This is a genomic window from Paraburkholderia sp. J63 (genome assembly GCF_905220245.1).
Lineage (GTDB): Bacteria > Pseudomonadota > Gammaproteobacteria > Burkholderiales > Burkholderiaceae > Paraburkholderia.
In genome coordinates this window covers 78,909-94,773 of sequence record NZ_CAJMZF010000030.1, presented here as the reverse complement: position 1 = coordinate 94,773, position 15,865 = coordinate 78,909, and the positions used below count along the sequence as shown (strand labels likewise).

The following is a 15,865-nucleotide window of genomic DNA, read 5'->3' as shown; positions in this document are numbered from 1 at the left end:
AAGCAAGCGGCCGGCGGCGTGCAGCGCTTCAGCGTGGCAAGCGCGCCGGCGCGCCTACACCTTGGCGTGCTGCTTCTTGATCATCGTTTCGGCGAATGACGCGAAGCGCTGCACCACCTGGCGCGGCTTCATGTTGCGCGACTGCGCGATGCCCAGCGTAGTGGCCGCCACATTGTCCTTGAAGCGCTTGACGACGAAGTCTTCGCCATCGACGGTCTGCGTCGACTTCAAGGGGAAGTTCAGAATGCTGTAGCCGAGGCCGTTCGCGACCATGCCGCGCACGACTTCGGGCTGCGCCGACTTGAACGCCGCCACGGGCCGCTCGCCAATCGCATCGAACAGCGAAGAAAAATACTCGCGGCTATGCGGCAGATCGAGCATCACGTAGGGCTGTCCCACGAGATTCGCGAGGGTCACCGCGCGGTGCTGCGCGAGCGGATGATTCTTCGGCAGGATCACATAGGGCGGCAAACGTAGCAGCGGACTGAATTCGATATCCGCCGTGAGGTCGATGTCATAAGTCAGCGCGAGATCGAGCGAGCCGTCGTGCAGCGCCGTAAACAGGTCTTCCTGATGCGCTTCCGTCGTTCGGAAGCCAATGCCCGCATGTTCCGCGAGAAAGCGGCTGATGAGCCCCGACAGCAACGGTGGCGCCAGCGACACCAGGCAGCCGAGCGCGATGGTGCCCGTCATGCCGCTATCCATCCCGCGCGCCGTGGCCTGCAATTCCTCGGCGTTCTTCAGCAGGTCGCGGGCCTTGCCGAGAATCTCGCGTCCGGCCTGCGTGAGCGACAGCCCCGACGCATGATGGCGGATGAACAATTGCACGTCGAGCGAGTCTTCCAGTTCGGCAATCGCCGTGGAAATCGAGGGCTGCGAGATATGCATCAGCTTCGCGGCCGACGTGAACGACAGCACTTCGGCCGTAGTGACGAAATAGCGGAGCTGACGCAGCGAATAATTCAGTCGGAGGTTTTCCATTTCACCCGCATCGCATGGAGAAAATCGCGCACCGGCACGCAGACGGCTCATTCGGCCACAAAGGCACGAGCATAGCAAATTGCGGCGCGCTCCAGAATGCGTTCAGCGCGGCATCGCGCTATCCGGGCTCGATGTTCGGGTGGGTGTGAAGCACGGCCGCCGCACGCTCCGGCTGTATTGCTTTTTCTTATGCGGCCGCGGCTCGGGACAGGCTTGCGTAAAACGTGGCGGGGGAGAACGCTGCTTGACGCGTTCCTTATCGGCTTACTTGATCGGTTCAGCGCTATCGCCCGCCAGCAGCATTTGCGGAAGCTGGGTGAAGCTCCACTCGCTACCGGTCCGGTCCAGCACCCAGACCAGATCGAAGCGGTCCTCGGGCCAGCTCGCGGGCACCTTGGGTGCGTGCGGCATGTAGCCGATGAGGGACGGCAGCACCTTGTGCTCCCAGGCGATCAGCACGATGCCGGAGCGGGCCAGCACGTCCCGCATCAACGCCGCCCCGTCGTCCTTCAGGTACGTGGTCACGAACTCCACATGCGAGGTCTGCTGCAGCAGCGCCACGAGCGGCGTAACCGTCTGCATCGCTCGCCGGCTCTTGCTCGCCGGTCCCGTTCCGGGGGCAAACACCGTGGCCGGCCTGAGCCTTGCCGCGTGGGCGCCCTCGGCCGGAGAGAAAAACCGCGCAAGCGCACCGGCGCGCTGCCAGCCGCGCACGGCGAGACTTTCCTCGTCGGCCTTGCCGTTTTCATCGACGCCGCCGCCGAGGCCCGCCGCCGGCTTCTCGGCGTGCCGGATGATCATGATGCGTTCAGGTGTCACTGGTTCCTCCGGGGTGGGGCCCGGCGCTTCAACGACGCGCTTCGCGTGCGGCCTGCTCCTGTACGGTCAGGATCGCCTCCGGCACCGCCTCCAGCCGCTCGACGGGAATGGGGTCGCCGCTTTCGTCGGAGTAGCCATAAGTCCCTTCGGCAATCTTCTCCAGCGCGCGCTGAATGTCGGCAATGCGCTGGTCGTCGGTATTGCGCAGCGCCTGGTTGGCGACGTCCTGCTCCAGCCGCTGCGCTTCGTCCTCGAACTCGTGCGCCTCTTCGCCGTGGTCTTCCTCGAACGTGCGCTCTTTCGCTATCGTGCCCTCCTCGCCGCCCAGCAGCTCGCGCTGCAACGCTTCAAGACGCACGCGCTGCTTTGCAATGAAGGCTTCACCCAGGCCAGCGCTCTGATCAGACATGATGGTTCTCCCGATGGTTCTCCCGTTACACCGGCATTGCCCGGGCTCGCCAACCGCCCGATGCGCGAAAAAGCAGTTCATCCATAGTACCAGGAAAACCGCTCGTTCCCACGCGAGGCTGGATCGCCGCCGCTATGGCGGGCCAGAACACGATCGCGGGTGTAGCCGTTCCCGGACAGACTCGTCCGATGATTAATATCGGCAGAATCTTTGCACCCTATGGGCGCCGATTGTCTATCGTTAGTAAAGCCCTTCTCTCACGAGGACCCTCGCCGTGCCAGCCAACGAAACTTACCGCCGCTTCCAGATTGCCGCGACGCTTGCGCCGCTTGCCAACGGTCGCGCCGTGGCGACCGTCGCCGTCACCACCACCGACGCCGCCCGGATCGCCGATCTGGGCACCGACCGCTTCATGCATATGGAGTGCTGGGTCGAGTCGAACGACCCCGGTCAGCTTCAGGTCATCGTGGACGAATGCAAGGTGGCGATCGACCATTACGCCGATAACGTCGACGATAGCTGACGCCGCGCGCGCGGTCCGTCGCCTGTCATCGCGCGCCTAGTTCGCGCAGGATCTCCTCGGCTTCCTCGCTTGCCTCGATCCGGAAGAACCATTGCTCGGCGCGCTCGCGCAGCGCCACCCACGAGCGATCGTGCGGATCGTTCATCATGCGGTTGATGAACCGGCAGCCGCGCTCGACGCCGTCGCGATTGGCCTCGGCCGGCGTCAGCCACTCCGGCTGCACCGTGTCCGGGCTGCAGGTCGCAAAGAGGCGGTCTTTGTGATGGATCTCCACATGCGCGATCCATCCGCCCCGCTGGTTGCATCTCGACCGCGCCGTGATATCGAACCCGTAACACTGGGCCTGCTCGCTCGGCTCCATGACGTTCTCCCTCATTCCCTGCTAATCATGATCGTAGCCCGGAGCGGGCGACTACGTGCGGCTGCGTGCGACGAAGCGGCGATACTGGCCCGATATCAGCCCTTGCACGGCGGCGGGTTCAGACGCCCAGCTCCTGAAACGCATGCCCGTTTGCTTCGAGGCCCTTGAGCGTGGCCGCGTCGAGTTCGCTTTGCCATACGTGGCCGGAGAACTGCCAGTCCTTCGTGTCGGCGAGATCCGGCAGGCCCATGCCCTTGCGTACGTACAGACCCAGCGTAGGCTTCGCGAGGTTGATGTAGAAATCGAACTCCTGCTGCGCGGGTTGCTGCGGTTGTTGCGGCTGTTGCGTGCCCATGACGCCTCCTTTGCATGGCGGTGCAATGCGTGCCGAAACGAAATGCGGCGGGCGGTAAAAGCGCCCGCCGTCCGTCCAGCGAGCCCTATCCGTTGGCGACGTCCCTGGCCTTCGAAAGCGCCTCCACCAGCTTCAGCTCGTCGTCGAGGGAAAGATTCGTGTAGAGCACCGTGCCGCCCAGCTTCGCGAGGTCGGATATTCCGCCTGAAGCGACTGGAGTTCCTGCAATGCCGTTTCGGCAGCCGTTACGTCCTGATAGGTAATGGCGATCAACGTAGACATGAGTTCTCCTGAAGGTTTCGAGTGCGATCGCGCCGGGCGGTCGTGCGCTCACCGGCGTCATTCGTATCCATAGGCGCGAAGTCCTGCTTCATTGTCGGCCCAGCCGCTTTTCACCTTGACAAAGGTTTCCAGATACACGGGGCCGTCGAACAGCTTTTCCATATCCATGCGGGCGTCGGTATTGATCTGTTTGAGCTTCGATCCCTCCTTGCCGATGACAATGCCCTTTTGCGAATCGCGCTCGACGAGAATCGTCGCGAAGATGCGCTTGAGACGCCCTTCCTCCTCGAACTTGTCGATGAGGACCGTGCTCGTGTACGGCAGTTCGTCCCCGGTCCAGCGGAACACTTTCTCGCGCAGAATCTCGGCGGCCAGGAACCGCGAGCTCCGGTCGGTCAGGTCATCTTCGTCGTAGATGGGCTTGCCTTCCGGCAAATACGGCCTGATGGTCTCCAGCAACCGTTCGGCGTCCTTAGGATGGGTGGCCGAAAGTGGCACGAACTCCACAAACTCGCGCAGTTTGCTCACCTGCTCCATGAACGGGAACAGTATCTCCTTGTCCTTCAAGCGATCGATCTTGTTCGCGATGAGCAGCGTGGGCATGCCGGGCGGAATCAGGTCCAGCACCTTCTGGTCGTCGGGACCGAAGCGGCCAGCCTCGACCACGAACAGGATCACGTCGACGGAGGTCAGCGTCGAGGTGACGGCGCGGTTCAGCGACCGGTTCAGCGCAGCGTCGTGGCGGGTCTGGAAACCGGGCGTGTCGACAAAGATGAACTGTGCGTCTTTCGTCGTATTGATGCCGGTAATGCGATGGCGCGTGGTCTGCGCCTTCTTCGACGTGATGCTGATTTTCTGGCCGACGAGCGCGTTCATGAGCGTCGATTTACCGACATTGGGGCGGCCGACGATGGCGATCATGCCGCAGCGGAAACCGGGGGGTGGCGTGTCAACGACAGGCTGGTTCATGGTCCATACCTCAGTGACGACAGCGAGGGAGCCAAACGGGAATACCGGGCCAATTGATTATAGCGAAGCCAATCTGCGCCGATGGCGCCTGCTATGCCGATATATTTTTAATCGAGGCGATATTTAATATCGAATCAAACGATATTGACAGGCATATTAGCGTGACAATACGGCCGCGACTCGAAGACGGGCGCGCCGGCCGTCAACGCGGAGGGCGCGCCGGAGCAACCGTGGACAACCTGTCAATCGGAAAGCTTGTCGAGGAACTTGCGGGCGGGTACGAAGAACGTGACGCCTGTGACAGCCTTGGAGAAGTCCAGTATCCGGTCATGAAGCGGCGGCGGATCGCCGATGAACATCCGTTCCAGCATTTTCTGGATCACCCAGAGGTGGCGCGAATAACCGATGAAATAGGTGCCGTACTCGCCACGGCCGGGCGACGCAAACGGCATGTTGTCCCGCAGGATGTCGTGCTCGCCCTCGGCGTCCTCGATCGTGCAGAGCGTCTTGTGCGACTTCTGCCCTTCGGCGGCGTCGGGCAGTTCGACGTTGTCGAACTTGGTGCGGCCGATGATCGCCTCCTGGGTCTCCACGGTCTGCGCGCGCCACGCCGACAAGTCGTGCAGGTACTTCTGGATCACGACATAGCTGCCGCCCGCATAAGCGACGTCCTCGTCGCCGACGAGCGTTGCGGCGGGCAGGTCGAGACCATCGGGATTCGCGGTGCCGTCGACAAATTCGAGCAGGTCGCGGCCGTTGAAATAGCGAAACCCCGCCACCTCGTCGATCACGGTAACGGAATCGCCGAACGCCTCCAGCAGGATCTTTTCAAACTCGACGACGAGGTCCGTCGACGCGGCGCGGATGTGGTACAGCAAGTCCCCCGGCGTGGCCACGGCCGTGTGCGCGGCGCCGCGCACCTCCTGGAATGGCGCCAGTTCGCGCGGCGCAGGTTGCCCGGTCAGCGGTCCCCAGGCACGATGCGCAATGCCCACGTTGCAGGTGAAGGTGCTGCCGTTGGCCCGAATCCGGACATCCTTGATGAGATCGCCGGTGCTTGCCATCACGGAGCGGGCCGTGGCGGTCGACGCGTGATCGTCCTTGACCGCAAGGACCAGGAACGCAGCGACCGCCGACAAGGGCGCGTCGACGTATTGCGGTTCGGTATCGGCGGCGTGCTGGCCAGCCGGGCATGGTGAAGATGTCGGGTTCACGAACGCCTCCTGTCGCAAGATGAGCGTTATTGAGGAGCAAGCTCGCGAAATTCAACCATGCGCCTGAAATGCGGGTCAAGTACAACGTGTTTTTTGCCGGCCGTGGGAATGCCATCGCGAATACGGTGGCTTGCTCAACTTCGGTCGCCGCCTCGCATTCGACGCTTCGTTATGCCGATATGTCGATGGGCGTGATGTTCATCGCGCATGCGTAGCATGCCCATCACGTCCATCGGCGCATCGATGCCGGGTCGGCGGCGCCGCGGACACGAACGCCGTAAAGGCCAGATCGTCGCCGCGGGACACCGCGCTCATACCCATCACTTGCCGATCTGATTGCCCACTACGCCGCCTACGGCTGCACCACCAACCGTGCCCAGTGCGCTCCCCCCTGTGAGTGCAGCGCCCCCCACTGCGCCGACACCCGCTCCCACCGCGGTATCCACGCCTCGGTGAGATACATCGGAGCAAGCGGCCACTCCAGCCACGATTAGAACGATTGCAGCACCTTTTGAAATGAAATTTACCTTGATCATTTGGACGCTCCCTTAAGCCACCATACGGTCCGAACGAGACGATTGTCGTCGGGCTGGCCCGTATCGTTAGCAGTGCAAGCGGCGTACCCGATGTCGCCTCCCGTGTGACGAACAGAGCAAAGCGTGAAAGAACGACTCCGCGCGCGGCAAGGGGAACGTGAATTGCTTGGGTTCGGGCGATTACACGGGCCCTATGAGGTTGTGCCGTGACGAGAAAACTTATGCGCGCGTTTTGGACGGCGTTTCTCTGTTGTAGTGCCTGGCTTGGGGCCGCGTCCCTGTTTGTTGTCGCGCCCGCACGTGCCGCCGATCCGGCTCCCGACACTTCCGCCACTGCGGGCGCTGCGCCATGCGGCATGCTCGTGGGACAGGGCGACGCTGCTGGCGGTGCCGATGGCGGCTTTGACCTGCGTGACGGCGAGGCCGTCGATTTCATTTCCGCTGGCCAGACGACGCACGGCCGGCTGCTCGTCTTTCACGATGGTTCGCTGTTTCGCGCCTATTGGCAGCCACAAGGCAGCGAAGAAAAATATGCGCTCGCGAATGCGGGACCCCGTAGCGTGCGCCTCATCTCGACACCACCACAGGGCACACCGGCGCGCGACGGCAAGCCGGGTGTCATGACGCAACCATTGCAGGTGCTGTCGTGCCCGAAGCTGTAACGCAGGGGAGGTTCGGCGCGGACGCTGCACGGCCGGCACCGGCACATCTTGACGCTATAGCCGCATCTGGCGTCGCGGTGCGGTGAATCGCCGACACCCAGTGCACCGGAGCGGCTCCGCCGGAATCACGTTCGCCTCGAGCGCGCGCGGCCGCCTTGCTTCGGCATTTCGGCGCCCAGCACCGTCGCGGGCGCCTCCATCCCCGCCGAGAGGAACTGCACCATGCGCTCGAGCATCTCCTCATCGTTGCCCGAGTGGAACCGGCCGCCCGAGAGGTCCTCCAGACGGTCGACGCCCGAGAGCATATAGAGGAACGTGCCGATCATGAACGTCACGCGCCAGTTGACATCCACAGCGTCGATGTCCGGCAGCGCTTTCTCGAACGCCCCAATGTACTGCCGGGTTACCTCGTCATAGATCCGTCGGCGCAGTTGAAATGCGATCTCCTGCGGCTCGTGATGCAGGCGCGCCTGCATGCGGATGAAGTTGCGCCCTTCCGCGCCGTGCTGATGCATCTCGATCTGCGGCTTTATGAACGCACGGACCAGTTCGCGTACGGTCGGCGCACGCGGACATCGAACCCTGCATTGCGGAGAAACTTCACCGCCCCGTCGCCGCCGCGCGACCTCCTGAGCGAGAACGAATCATGAGCACTCCGAACAAGAAAGCATGGCCGCTGAATCCGTCGCGCCAGCCGTACCCGTGCAACCAGTGGTATGTGGCTGCCCTGTCGACGGAAGTCGGCCGCACGCCGCTCGCCCGCAAGATCCTCGGCACCGACGTCGTGCTGTACCGCACCACGGACGGCACGCCCGTCGCGCTGTATGATCGCTGCCCGCACCGCAGCCTCCCGCTCTCGATGGGCGAACTGGTCGACGACGAGATCCAGTGCGCGTATCACGGCATGAGGTTCGACACGCAGGGCGCGTGCGTCGCCATTCCCGGGCAATGCGCGATTTCCGGGGCGTTGCGGCACGCGACGTCCTACCCCCTCGTCGAAAAGTCGCTCTGGATCTGGATCTGGATGGGCGACGCCGGGCGCGCCGATCCGGCGCTGATCCCCGATCACCGCTACCTGCACCTCGACGACCCCGCGTTCCGGCCCGAGCCGCTCTTCTCGATGCAGATCGACTGCAATTTCCAGTTGTGCCATGAAAACCTGATCGATCTGACTCACCTCACGTACCTGCATAAGGGCGCGTTCGAGACGGGTGGCGTGGACATCGTCGACACGACCTCACACCTCGATGTCGGCGACAACACGGTGCGCCTGACCTATACCTATCGCAATCTGCTGGTCGAGCCGACCTACGCCGCGATCTCCGGATTCGCGGCCGGGACGCGCATCAACCGCACGCTCGTTACTGAAACGCTCGTGCCGAGCCTCTGCCTGATCTGCAATACCTACACGTCGCCCGACGAACCGGTCACGCCACCGAAGATCTGGAGCACGCCGTTCGCGATGACGCCGCGCGACACCCGCTCGACGAATTACTTCTTCGTGTCGTCGGCGAACTACGACCTCGTCTATACCGATGAGGCAAAAGCCCAGATTCACGAAACGTTCATGCAGGATAAGGTCGCGCTGGAGAAGATCCAGCAGGTATTCGACGAAAGCGACCCCGACTTCGAGTACGAATTCAGCGTGAAGGCCGACGCCGGCGCGCTACGCGTGCGCCGCATGATCCAGGCGATGGCGCTCGCGGAAAGTCGCGACCCAGTGTCGGGCCAGTGATTGGCCGTATCGGAAGGAAACTCGCCATGCCTCTGGAAAATTTTCGAAACGGCTCGCTGAACGTCCGGCAATGGGGCGAAGGTGCACCCCTGCTGCTGGTCCATGGCCTCGGCACGTCGTCCGATTTGTGGATGCACCAGTTGCGGCCGTTCGCGAGCCGGTATCGCGTCGTCGCCGTTGACCTGCCCGGTTTCGGACGCACGCAGCGATTACCGGGCCGCGGTGACGGCGGCGACGGCCTGTCCACGATCGTCGACGACCTCGCCGAGCTGTGCTCGCGCCTTCGCGGTCCCGTGCATTACCTCGGAACGTCGATGGGCGGCTTCTTTGGCCTTGCGCTCGCGCTTGCACACTCCGGCCTGTTGCGCAGCCTCGTGCTCTGCAACACGGCGGCCCGCAACGTGATTTCGCCGGAGATCGTGGCCACGCGTCTTGCTGCATTGCGTACCTCGACGATGGACGAACTCGGCGAAATGGTCACGCGCCAGGCGCTCGGGCCGCTGGCCGATCCGTTCCTGCACGAATGGTTTCGCGAGCTGATCGCGCGGAATTCGCCGGCTTTTTATCGGCATTATCTTTCAGTCATCCTGAACGATTTCGACGTGACGGACCGGCTCGGCGAAATAGCGCTACCCGCGCTCGTTCTCACCGGCGAGCACGATCGCGTGATCTCGCCCGCGCATGGCGCCGAACTCGCGCGCCGTCTGAGCGCGGGCGCCCTTCACGAGCTCGCCGGTACGGGACACATCGCCTGTGCCGAGCAGCCGGAAGCGTTCAACCGCGCCGTCCTCGATTTTCTCGCCGGCGTGGATAGCGTCGACGCCGGCCAACCCACGGAAACCCGCTCATGAGTCCTCCCTTCGACGAAACAGCCGGCATCGACACGATGACGCGCCTTTTCCGCGCCCACCTCGAACTCTGCCGCGTGCGCCCCGGCGAAAAAGTGACGATCCTGACCGAAGGCGGCCAGTTCGCCGCGCGCGTGCACGCCTATGGGGCCGCCGCGCGCGCGCTCGGTGCCGAGCCTTGCCACGTCGACTTCCGGCCGCCCGGCGGCGCGACCGATCCGGCCGCGCGCCTCGGCAACGTCGGCCGCAGCGGGCTCGGCGCGGACCGCGCGGCGATGGCGACGCTCAAGGCGTCCGATCTCGTCATCGACATGATGCTGCTGCTCTTCTCGCGGGAGCAACTGGAGATCCAGCAGGCCGGCGCACGGATCGTGCTCGTCGTCGAGCCGTTCGAGACGCTCGCGCGCCTGTTCCCCACCCAGGACCTGCGCCGCCGCGTCGAAGCCGCCGAACGACGCCTCGCTCGCGCCCGCACGCTGCGCTTCACGAACGCGGCAGGCACGGACGTGACCTACGACATCGCGGACCAGCCCATCCTGACCGAGTACGGCTACGCGGATGAGCCGGGCCGCTGGGACCACTGGCCAGGCGGCTTTCTGGCGACCACGGCGCGGCCGCGCGGCGTGAACGGACGCGTCGTGCTCGCGGCGGGCGACCTGCTCTATCCGCTCATGCGCGCGGTGAGCGAGCCCGTCGAAATCACGATTCGCGACGGCATGATCGTCGACATCGCAGGCGGCGCCGAAGCACACGCGCTGCTTGATTACATCGCGACGTACCTCGAGGACGAGGGCATCGAGGTCGTGGACGCGCTATCGCTCGAAATCGAGGACAACCTCGCCGTCGGCGCCCGCGATCCGCTCGCGCTCGTCGAGCTGTCCCGCAACGTGCGCACGGCGGGCATCGACGTACTCGTCGCGTCGGCCTGCGTGCAGATGCCGTCACTCGCGGCGCTCGACCCCATCGAACGGCGCACCGGCATTCCCACGGTGTCGGCCGCGAGCTGCACCGCCTTCGCGATGCTGAGCGCACTCGGTCTCGACCCCGTCTCCCCGGGCTTCGGTGCGATCCTCGCGCCCATGCGCCTGCTGGCGCTCGAGGAGCCGGCGCCATGACATACGACGCGGACCACGACGTCTACCGGCGGAAAGGTTTCGGCACGGAGCTAGGCCTGCGCGGAAACATTGGACTCCTTATGATTGACTTCGTCAACGGATTCGCAAATCCCGCGCAGTTTGGCGGCGGCAACATCGCACCGGCCATCGAGCGCAGCCGCGATCTGCTCGCGCAGGCGCGGACGTTGCGCTGGCCCGTCGCGCACAGCCGGATCGTGTTCGCCCCCGACGGCGCCGACGCGAACGTGTTCGCCGCCAAGGTGCCGGGGCTTCTCGCGCTGACCGAGCATGCGCCGGCCAGCGCGATCGTCGACGCGCTCGCGCCGGTGCCAGGCGAGCTCGTCGTGCGCAAGACCACGCCGTCTGCGTTCTTCGGCACGCCGCTCGCCGCGTGGCTCACGGCGCATGGCGCATGGCGTAGGCACGCTCGCGATTGCTGGCTGCACGACGAGCGGATGCGTGCGCGCAAGCGCCGTCGACGCCATGTCGCACGGCTTTCGCCCGGTGGTCGTCGAAGACTGCGTAGGCGACCGGGCAGAGGCCCCGCATCGCGCCAACCTGTTCGACCTCCGGCAGAAGTGCGCGGACATCATGACGCGGGACGCGCTACTCGAAGCGGCACGCCGCCTCGACGCGCCCTGACACCCCCACGGCAACCGCACAACGAAAGCCACAGGAGACGATGAAAATGGCGAATACGACAACGCGCTGAAGTATCTAAGCGCCGACTATGGCGGCCTGCGGTTCGGCGCGATGTTCGGCTTCGGCGGACAGGCCGGCGACTTCGCGCGCGGCCGCAATTACGGCTTCGGCGCGCAGTACCGCAACGGCCCGTTCACACTCAGCGCCGCGTACGAAAGCGAGAACAACCGCCTGCTCGAGCTGGCCGGCTACGTCGGGCTGCCGACCTTCATGGGCACGCCGATCGACAGCGGTACGCCGTTCGTCGCGGACAACCTGAAGAACCTCGGCATGGGGGCCTCGTACCAGCTCGGCCACGTGCTGCTGCGCGCGCTCTTCACGCAGTCTCGCATCGACTACGGCGGGACGTCGGCGAACGTCAACAACTACGACGTCGGCGCCAACTGGCAGATAACGCCTTTCAACTCGATCAACGGCGGTGTCAGCCTCTCGCGTTTCGAAGGCGGCCGGTGGATCACGCCGATCATCACCGACGTCTACTCGCTCTCAAAACGCACGAGCCTGTACTCGACATTCCTCTATCAGTTCGCCTCAGGCAACGGCGCGGTGGCGTCGATGCCCGGCGCCGGACAGTCGGCGAGCCGCTGCCAGGCCAGCGTGAGCGTCGGCATCCAGCACTGGTTCTAGCGGTTGTACCTTTTTCTTACCTGCAGTCCCATCAGGAGATTTAGTCATGCTTATCGATTTATCGCTACGGCAGATATTGCCGAATGTCAAATCGTGTGCGCGCCACGATGCGCGGTGATTCGTTCATACCCCCGATTCGGACGAGTCCGATATCACGCCATCGAGAACGGCAGCAGCATCGCCTGAACGGGCGAAATCAACGCCCGCGTATAACCGGTCGCTGTGCCGGGCCGGTCGTTTTCATTGACTCACTGGAGGTATGGAAATGTCGGATCAGCAGGAACGGAAAGGCAAAAAGTACGCGCTTGCAACGATCGGCGCGCGCACGGAGCGCGGCGGGTGCGTGACCAGCGGCTCTGACTTCCGCATTGGCAATCTTCGAGTTGCATGCGTTGGCGATGTTGTGACATACGAAGACGGCAGCCAGGCCGTGATTATGGACGGAGCGGGTATCGCGATGGTTTTCGGCGGCAAACCCGTTGCGCTTGTCGGCAGCAGTCTGAGCAACAGCGATCGCATCGTTTCCACCATCTGGACGAAGCGCTGAATCTTCGTGGGCGAAGGCAAGGAGATTGAGGGGGCTTTTCGATGCTGACTGGGTGCCGCCGCCTCACGAGCTTCCCGCCCGGTTTGCGGTGCAAGGGGCTACTACACTACGCGGCGGCGTGCTGAAACAGGCAACCGGCACATACACCCTGTCGGACGCTCACGGCATGGCGGCGGCCCGTCTTGGCGATTTCATCGAGTATGCCGACGGCACGCGCGCGCGAATCGTTACCGGAATCGGCATGCCTGGGGTTCCTGACATGGCATTCGGGGCTGTCGGCTCGATGCTGGATAACGGCGACCTGATAACCGATAGCCCGCATCGCGACGTGCGCACGTCAACCATTTTCGTTCCCATTGATGAGCACGGCGTTGTGCTGACGCGCCAGTAGGGGGGGCAATCGTGAAGCGTCGAACCGCACTAGTTCGCGCCACACTGAACGGCGGCGCGTCAGCGCAACGCCGTTTATCTCGGACACAGGGAGAACCAATGCGAGTTCCAGTAATAAGGCACGGCGATCCGACAACGACGGGCGGCAAGGTCGTTGCATTTGACGGGACAATTCACGACAACAGCAAGGTCATAGCGCGTCACGGCAACCAGGCGACCTGCGGTGACTGCAAGGGACTGTGGAACATCGTAGGCATGAGCGAAGGCGGTCGGGTTGTCGCTATCCAAGGCGATAGTGTTTTATGCCCGTGCGGCAATAATCGCGTAATTGCTGGCCCTGATGTTGGTTGCTTTCTCGACATTGAGACAACGGCACCAAGCACCACCGAAAGTAGCGCGACGCGATTCCATTCAGGCATCGTCCCGTACGACGAGCAATTCACCCTTCACGACGCTATCGGCCGTATCTTGCGAGATACGTACTATACGCTTCGTTTGCCGTCCGGTTCACTTGTCCGCGGTGTAACCGATCAGATGGGCCGCACCGAGCGACACGCCACCGAAGGCGCGCAGCGCGTGAGAGTTTATCTCGGGCACAGGGAGGCGTAGATGGCCGGTATTTACTATGCTGTAGTACAGGGCGATCCACTTACGAGCGGCGAAGGAAGCTCTGTTTACTCCACAAAGAAACGCGTAGGAACTATCGCCGATAAATCCGGGCGCCCCCGTCCCATGATCTTTATTGGGGATGAGGGATATTGCCCGAAATGCAAGACTATGGGGGCCATTACCTACGGCGCCGGCGTGAGTAACCGGAAGCGCATGGTGGACTTGGTTAATGGTGGACGGCTTCAGGCGGTAGGCGGTGACATTGTTCTATGCAACTGCGCCGACCCTCCCCGAATCATCGCTGTGTACGGGCGCAAATGGATGATTCACGATCAAGGCGAAGAAAATGCCGCATCGGTTGCCCAAGTGCCTGCGCAAAATTTCACATACGACCAACAATTCACGCTATCCGATGCGGCCGGTAAATCGCTTGTGAATACCTGGTACACGGTGCGTATGCCGTCCGGCGAATTACTCCACGGCATTACCGATTCAGCGGGCAAAACTGCGCGATACAGAACCAATGACGCGCGAACGCTTTATCTTTATCTTGGGCACAAGGAGACGTAATTGACGGTCTATTACGCAATCGTTGAAGACGATCCACTCGATAATGGCGGGAACAGTCGCGTTATCGGCGGTGCGGATCATTCGACCATCGAAGGTCCGGACGGACGGGAGAGAAGACAGACGCACCTGGGGCACGAGGCCTGGGTGTTCTGTCTGCCAGTCGTTTGGCCCGATTCTGTCCGGGGCTGGCATTCGCGAAAGCTTGAGAGGATGGGACGAACGTATGCACGCGTTTGAAGCAGTGAGCGGTGATATCGTGCTTTGCAAATGCCCGCAGCATCCGCGCGTCGTCGCGCATTACGCGCGTTGTTGTGAATACATCGACATTGGCGGCGCCTCCTTTAGCACGTCATGGACGCCCTACGCTACAACAGGCGGAGCAACAAGCTATGACGAGCAATTTACGCTCAGGGACGCCAGGGGCAACGCGCTCGCGGATACGTATTACACAGTACGCATGCCGAACGACGGACTCATTCACTGCACTACGGACAGTACAGGCCGCACCGCGAGGCACGTAACGGAGGGCGCACAAAAGATCGTAATTTATCTCGGGCACAGGGAGTAAGCATAACGGATGCCCAGGGCCGCACCGTACAACGGACGGCGCGCAATCTATCAAGATTTATATCGGTCACAGGAAGGAGGCATAATGCCTGATGCACTCGGAAGCGCAGTAACGAATACAGACCCGAATTCATGCGTCAATCTGCAATCTGGGCGGCTTTGCAAACCGTGGACTATTACAGAAAATTTGGTTCACTTCACGGCACAGTGGGAGGCCTTTCGTCCACATCTCTACGACAATGACGGTGGTGGAGGTGGTGGGAATACAACGATTGGATTCGGCCACCTGGTACACCCAGGGCCTATTAACGGTTCAGCAAGTGAAGCGCCTTGGCGCGGCGGGATTTCAATTCCTCAAGCTTATGTCCTGCTTCGGGATGACTTGAAGGAGGCGGAACACATTTGAATCTGGTGAATAGCGGGCACTATGATCGAGTTTCTGAAAAATTCTTAGAATATACTGGCGCTGCGGGGGCGCACCCCCGTGGTCTGGTAAAGCGGCGACACGCAGAGGCAAATCTTTTTAGGGACGGTACTTATGACGCGAGCCATTAAGGTAGGTTGTTTGATCGTTTCAGCATTCCTTACCGCATCGGCGTTCGCGGATGCCTCATGTGAGAACGGGGCGAAGACACGAGATGATTTTCTGGCATGCATGCGGGCCGATACCGATCGGGATTTGCTAAAGGCGAGAAATCTTTATCAATCTATCCGACCGCTCGCGAAGGGAGAAAAACTCGCTGCGCTTGACGAGAATTTTTCAATCTGGCAAATGAAGTTGAAATCCGATTGCAACGCTTTTGGTAAGGCGTTCAATGATTGGGGAGATGAATACTCGCCAGATACGGATTTTCAAATTGCCGCGTGCAGGTCAAAGATAGCGTCGCAAGAGTTTGAATTTTATAGTTGGCTCGCGTGCCCCGATGATATGGAAACGTCCGATAAGCCGAAATGCGCAGAACTCAAGAAAGCCTTAGGAAAGTAGATGGGTGCTGTATAAAGCAGGTTTGCACCGCTTCGGCGGGTTTTTAACAATTGTGAAAA

At 62.3% G+C, this 15,865-nt stretch carries 24 protein-coding genes and 1 pseudogene; 15 read left to right on the top strand and 10 right to left on the bottom strand.

Features of this window, described 5'->3' with window-relative positions; translation table 11 throughout:
* Positions 1–54: 54 nt before the first annotated feature.
* From U5775_RS26950 to U5775_RS26940, 3 genes are all read right to left on the bottom strand, one after another.
* Positions 55–981 carry a LysR substrate-binding domain-containing protein gene (locus U5775_RS26950; protein WP_322061154.1) on the bottom strand — a complete coding sequence of 309 codons (927 nt, stop codon included), beginning with the start codon at positions 979–981 and terminating at the stop codon, positions 55–57.
* Between the two features lie 264 nt (positions 982–1,245).
* On the bottom strand, positions 1,246–1,800 hold the full coding sequence (locus U5775_RS26945; RefSeq protein ID WP_322061153.1) for a phosphoglycerate mutase family protein: 555 nt from the start codon (positions 1,798–1,800) through the stop codon (positions 1,246–1,248).
* A gap of 28 nt (positions 1,801–1,828) precedes the next feature.
* Positions 1,829–2,209: a TraR/DksA family transcriptional regulator gene (locus U5775_RS26940; RefSeq protein WP_322061152.1), complete on the bottom strand. Its 381-nt coding sequence runs from the start codon at positions 2,207–2,209 to the stop codon at positions 1,829–1,831.
* A 274-nt stretch (positions 2,210–2,483) separates the two neighbouring features.
* Here U5775_RS26940 and U5775_RS26935 point away from each other — a divergent pair, with 274 nt between their 5' ends.
* Complete coding sequence (locus U5775_RS26935; protein WP_322061151.1) at positions 2,484–2,732, top strand: hypothetical protein; 249 nt, start codon at positions 2,484–2,486, stop codon at positions 2,730–2,732.
* A 25-nt stretch (positions 2,733–2,757) separates the two neighbouring features.
* Here U5775_RS26935 and U5775_RS26930 read toward each other — a convergent pair whose 3' ends face one another.
* From U5775_RS26930 to U5775_RS26910, 5 genes are all read right to left on the bottom strand, one after another.
* The gene (locus U5775_RS26930; RefSeq protein ID WP_322061150.1) at positions 2,758–3,093 is read right to left on the bottom strand and encodes a DUF6566 family protein; all 336 of its coding nucleotides are present in this window, start codon (positions 3,091–3,093) and stop codon (positions 2,758–2,760) included.
* Positions 3,094–3,211: 118 nt separating this feature from the next.
* Positions 3,212–3,448, bottom strand: coding sequence for a hypothetical protein (locus U5775_RS26925; protein WP_322061149.1), 237 nt, complete (start codon positions 3,446–3,448; stop codon positions 3,212–3,214).
* Between the two features lie 85 nt (positions 3,449–3,533).
* Complete coding sequence (locus U5775_RS26920; RefSeq protein WP_322061148.1) at positions 3,534–3,782, bottom strand: hypothetical protein; 249 nt, start codon at positions 3,780–3,782, stop codon at positions 3,534–3,536.
* A gap of 5 nt (positions 3,783–3,787) precedes the next feature.
* Positions 3,788–4,651, bottom strand: a complete 864-nt coding sequence (gene era / locus U5775_RS26915) for a GTPase Era (RefSeq protein ID WP_322061161.1) — start codon at positions 4,649–4,651, stop codon at positions 3,788–3,790.
* Between the two features lie 290 nt (positions 4,652–4,941).
* Entirely contained in the window at positions 4,942–5,913 is a 972-nt protein-coding gene (locus tag U5775_RS26910) for a Dyp-type peroxidase (protein WP_322061147.1), read from the bottom strand.
* A 68-nt stretch (positions 5,914–5,981) separates the two neighbouring features.
* Between U5775_RS26910 and U5775_RS26905 the strand changes: the two genes are divergently transcribed.
* Entirely contained in the window at positions 5,982–6,128 is a 147-nt protein-coding gene (locus tag U5775_RS26905; RefSeq protein ID WP_322061146.1) for a hypothetical protein, read from the top strand.
* A gap of 105 nt (positions 6,129–6,233) precedes the next feature.
* Here the strand turns inward: U5775_RS26905 and U5775_RS39545 are convergent, their stop codons facing one another.
* A complete protein-coding gene (locus tag U5775_RS39545; protein ID WP_415913658.1) occupies positions 6,234–6,449 on the bottom strand; it encodes a glycine zipper 2TM domain-containing protein in 216 nt (71 codons plus the stop codon).
* Between the two features lie 221 nt (positions 6,450–6,670).
* Here U5775_RS39545 and U5775_RS26900 point away from each other — a divergent pair, with 221 nt between their 5' ends.
* Positions 6,671–7,111: a hypothetical protein gene (locus U5775_RS26900; protein WP_415913657.1), complete on the top strand. Its 441-nt coding sequence runs from the start codon at positions 6,671–6,673 to the stop codon at positions 7,109–7,111.
* 125 nt (positions 7,112–7,236) lie between these two features.
* On the opposite strand, the gene U5775_RS26895 is transcribed toward U5775_RS26900, so the two are convergent.
* Positions 7,237–7,644: a hypothetical protein gene (locus U5775_RS26895; protein ID WP_322061159.1), complete on the bottom strand. Its 408-nt coding sequence runs from the start codon at positions 7,642–7,644 to the stop codon at positions 7,237–7,239.
* Between the two features lie 113 nt (positions 7,645–7,757).
* Here U5775_RS26895 and U5775_RS26890 point away from each other — a divergent pair, with 113 nt between their 5' ends.
* From U5775_RS26890 to U5775_RS26840, 12 genes and pseudogenes are all read left to right on the top strand, one after another.
* The gene (locus U5775_RS26890) at positions 7,758–8,846 is read left to right on the top strand and encodes an aromatic ring-hydroxylating dioxygenase subunit alpha (protein ID WP_322061145.1); all 1,089 of its coding nucleotides are present in this window, start codon (positions 7,758–7,760) and stop codon (positions 8,844–8,846) included.
* A gap of 26 nt (positions 8,847–8,872) precedes the next feature.
* Entirely contained in the window at positions 8,873–9,697 is an 825-nt protein-coding gene (locus U5775_RS26885) for an alpha/beta fold hydrolase (protein ID WP_322061144.1), read from the top strand.
* Complete coding sequence (locus U5775_RS26880; RefSeq protein ID WP_322061143.1) at positions 9,694–10,809, top strand: hypothetical protein; 1,116 nt, start codon at positions 9,694–9,696, stop codon at positions 10,807–10,809. The genes U5775_RS26885 and U5775_RS26880 overlap by 4 nt, the downstream gene beginning before the upstream one ends.
* Positions 10,806–11,451, top strand: a pseudogene (locus U5775_RS26875) (isochorismatase family protein). The gene U5775_RS26880 and the pseudogene U5775_RS26875 overlap by 4 nt, the downstream one beginning before the upstream one ends.
* Before the next feature lie 66 nt (positions 11,452–11,517).
* Positions 11,518–12,138: a porin gene (locus tag U5775_RS26870; RefSeq protein ID WP_322061158.1), complete on the top strand. Its 621-nt coding sequence runs from the start codon at positions 11,518–11,520 to the stop codon at positions 12,136–12,138.
* A 265-nt stretch (positions 12,139–12,403) separates the two neighbouring features.
* Positions 12,404–12,685, top strand: a complete 282-nt coding sequence (locus U5775_RS26865; protein ID WP_322061142.1) for a PAAR domain-containing protein — start codon at positions 12,404–12,406, stop codon at positions 12,683–12,685.
* Between the two features lie 118 nt (positions 12,686–12,803).
* Positions 12,804–13,076, top strand: coding sequence for a hypothetical protein (locus tag U5775_RS26860; RefSeq protein WP_322061141.1), 273 nt, complete (start codon positions 12,804–12,806; stop codon positions 13,074–13,076).
* Between the two features lie 98 nt (positions 13,077–13,174).
* Positions 13,175–13,684, top strand: a complete 510-nt coding sequence (locus U5775_RS26855) for a PAAR domain-containing protein (protein ID WP_322061140.1) — start codon at positions 13,175–13,177, stop codon at positions 13,682–13,684.
* The gene (locus U5775_RS26850) at positions 13,685–14,254 is read left to right on the top strand and encodes a hypothetical protein (RefSeq protein WP_322061139.1); all 570 of its coding nucleotides are present in this window, start codon (positions 13,685–13,687) and stop codon (positions 14,252–14,254) included.
* A 652-nt stretch (positions 14,255–14,906) separates the two neighbouring features.
* Positions 14,907–15,227, top strand: a complete 321-nt coding sequence (locus tag U5775_RS26845; protein ID WP_322061138.1) for a hypothetical protein — start codon at positions 14,907–14,909, stop codon at positions 15,225–15,227.
* Positions 15,228–15,232: 5 nt separating this feature from the next.
* Complete coding sequence (locus U5775_RS39540; RefSeq protein ID WP_415913661.1) at positions 15,233–15,376, top strand: hypothetical protein; 144 nt, start codon at positions 15,233–15,235, stop codon at positions 15,374–15,376.
* On the top strand, positions 15,360–15,806 hold the full coding sequence (locus U5775_RS26840; protein ID WP_322061137.1) for a hypothetical protein: 447 nt from the start codon (positions 15,360–15,362) through the stop codon (positions 15,804–15,806). The genes U5775_RS39540 and U5775_RS26840 overlap by 17 nt, the downstream gene beginning before the upstream one ends.
* Positions 15,807–15,865: the final 59 nt, after the last annotated feature.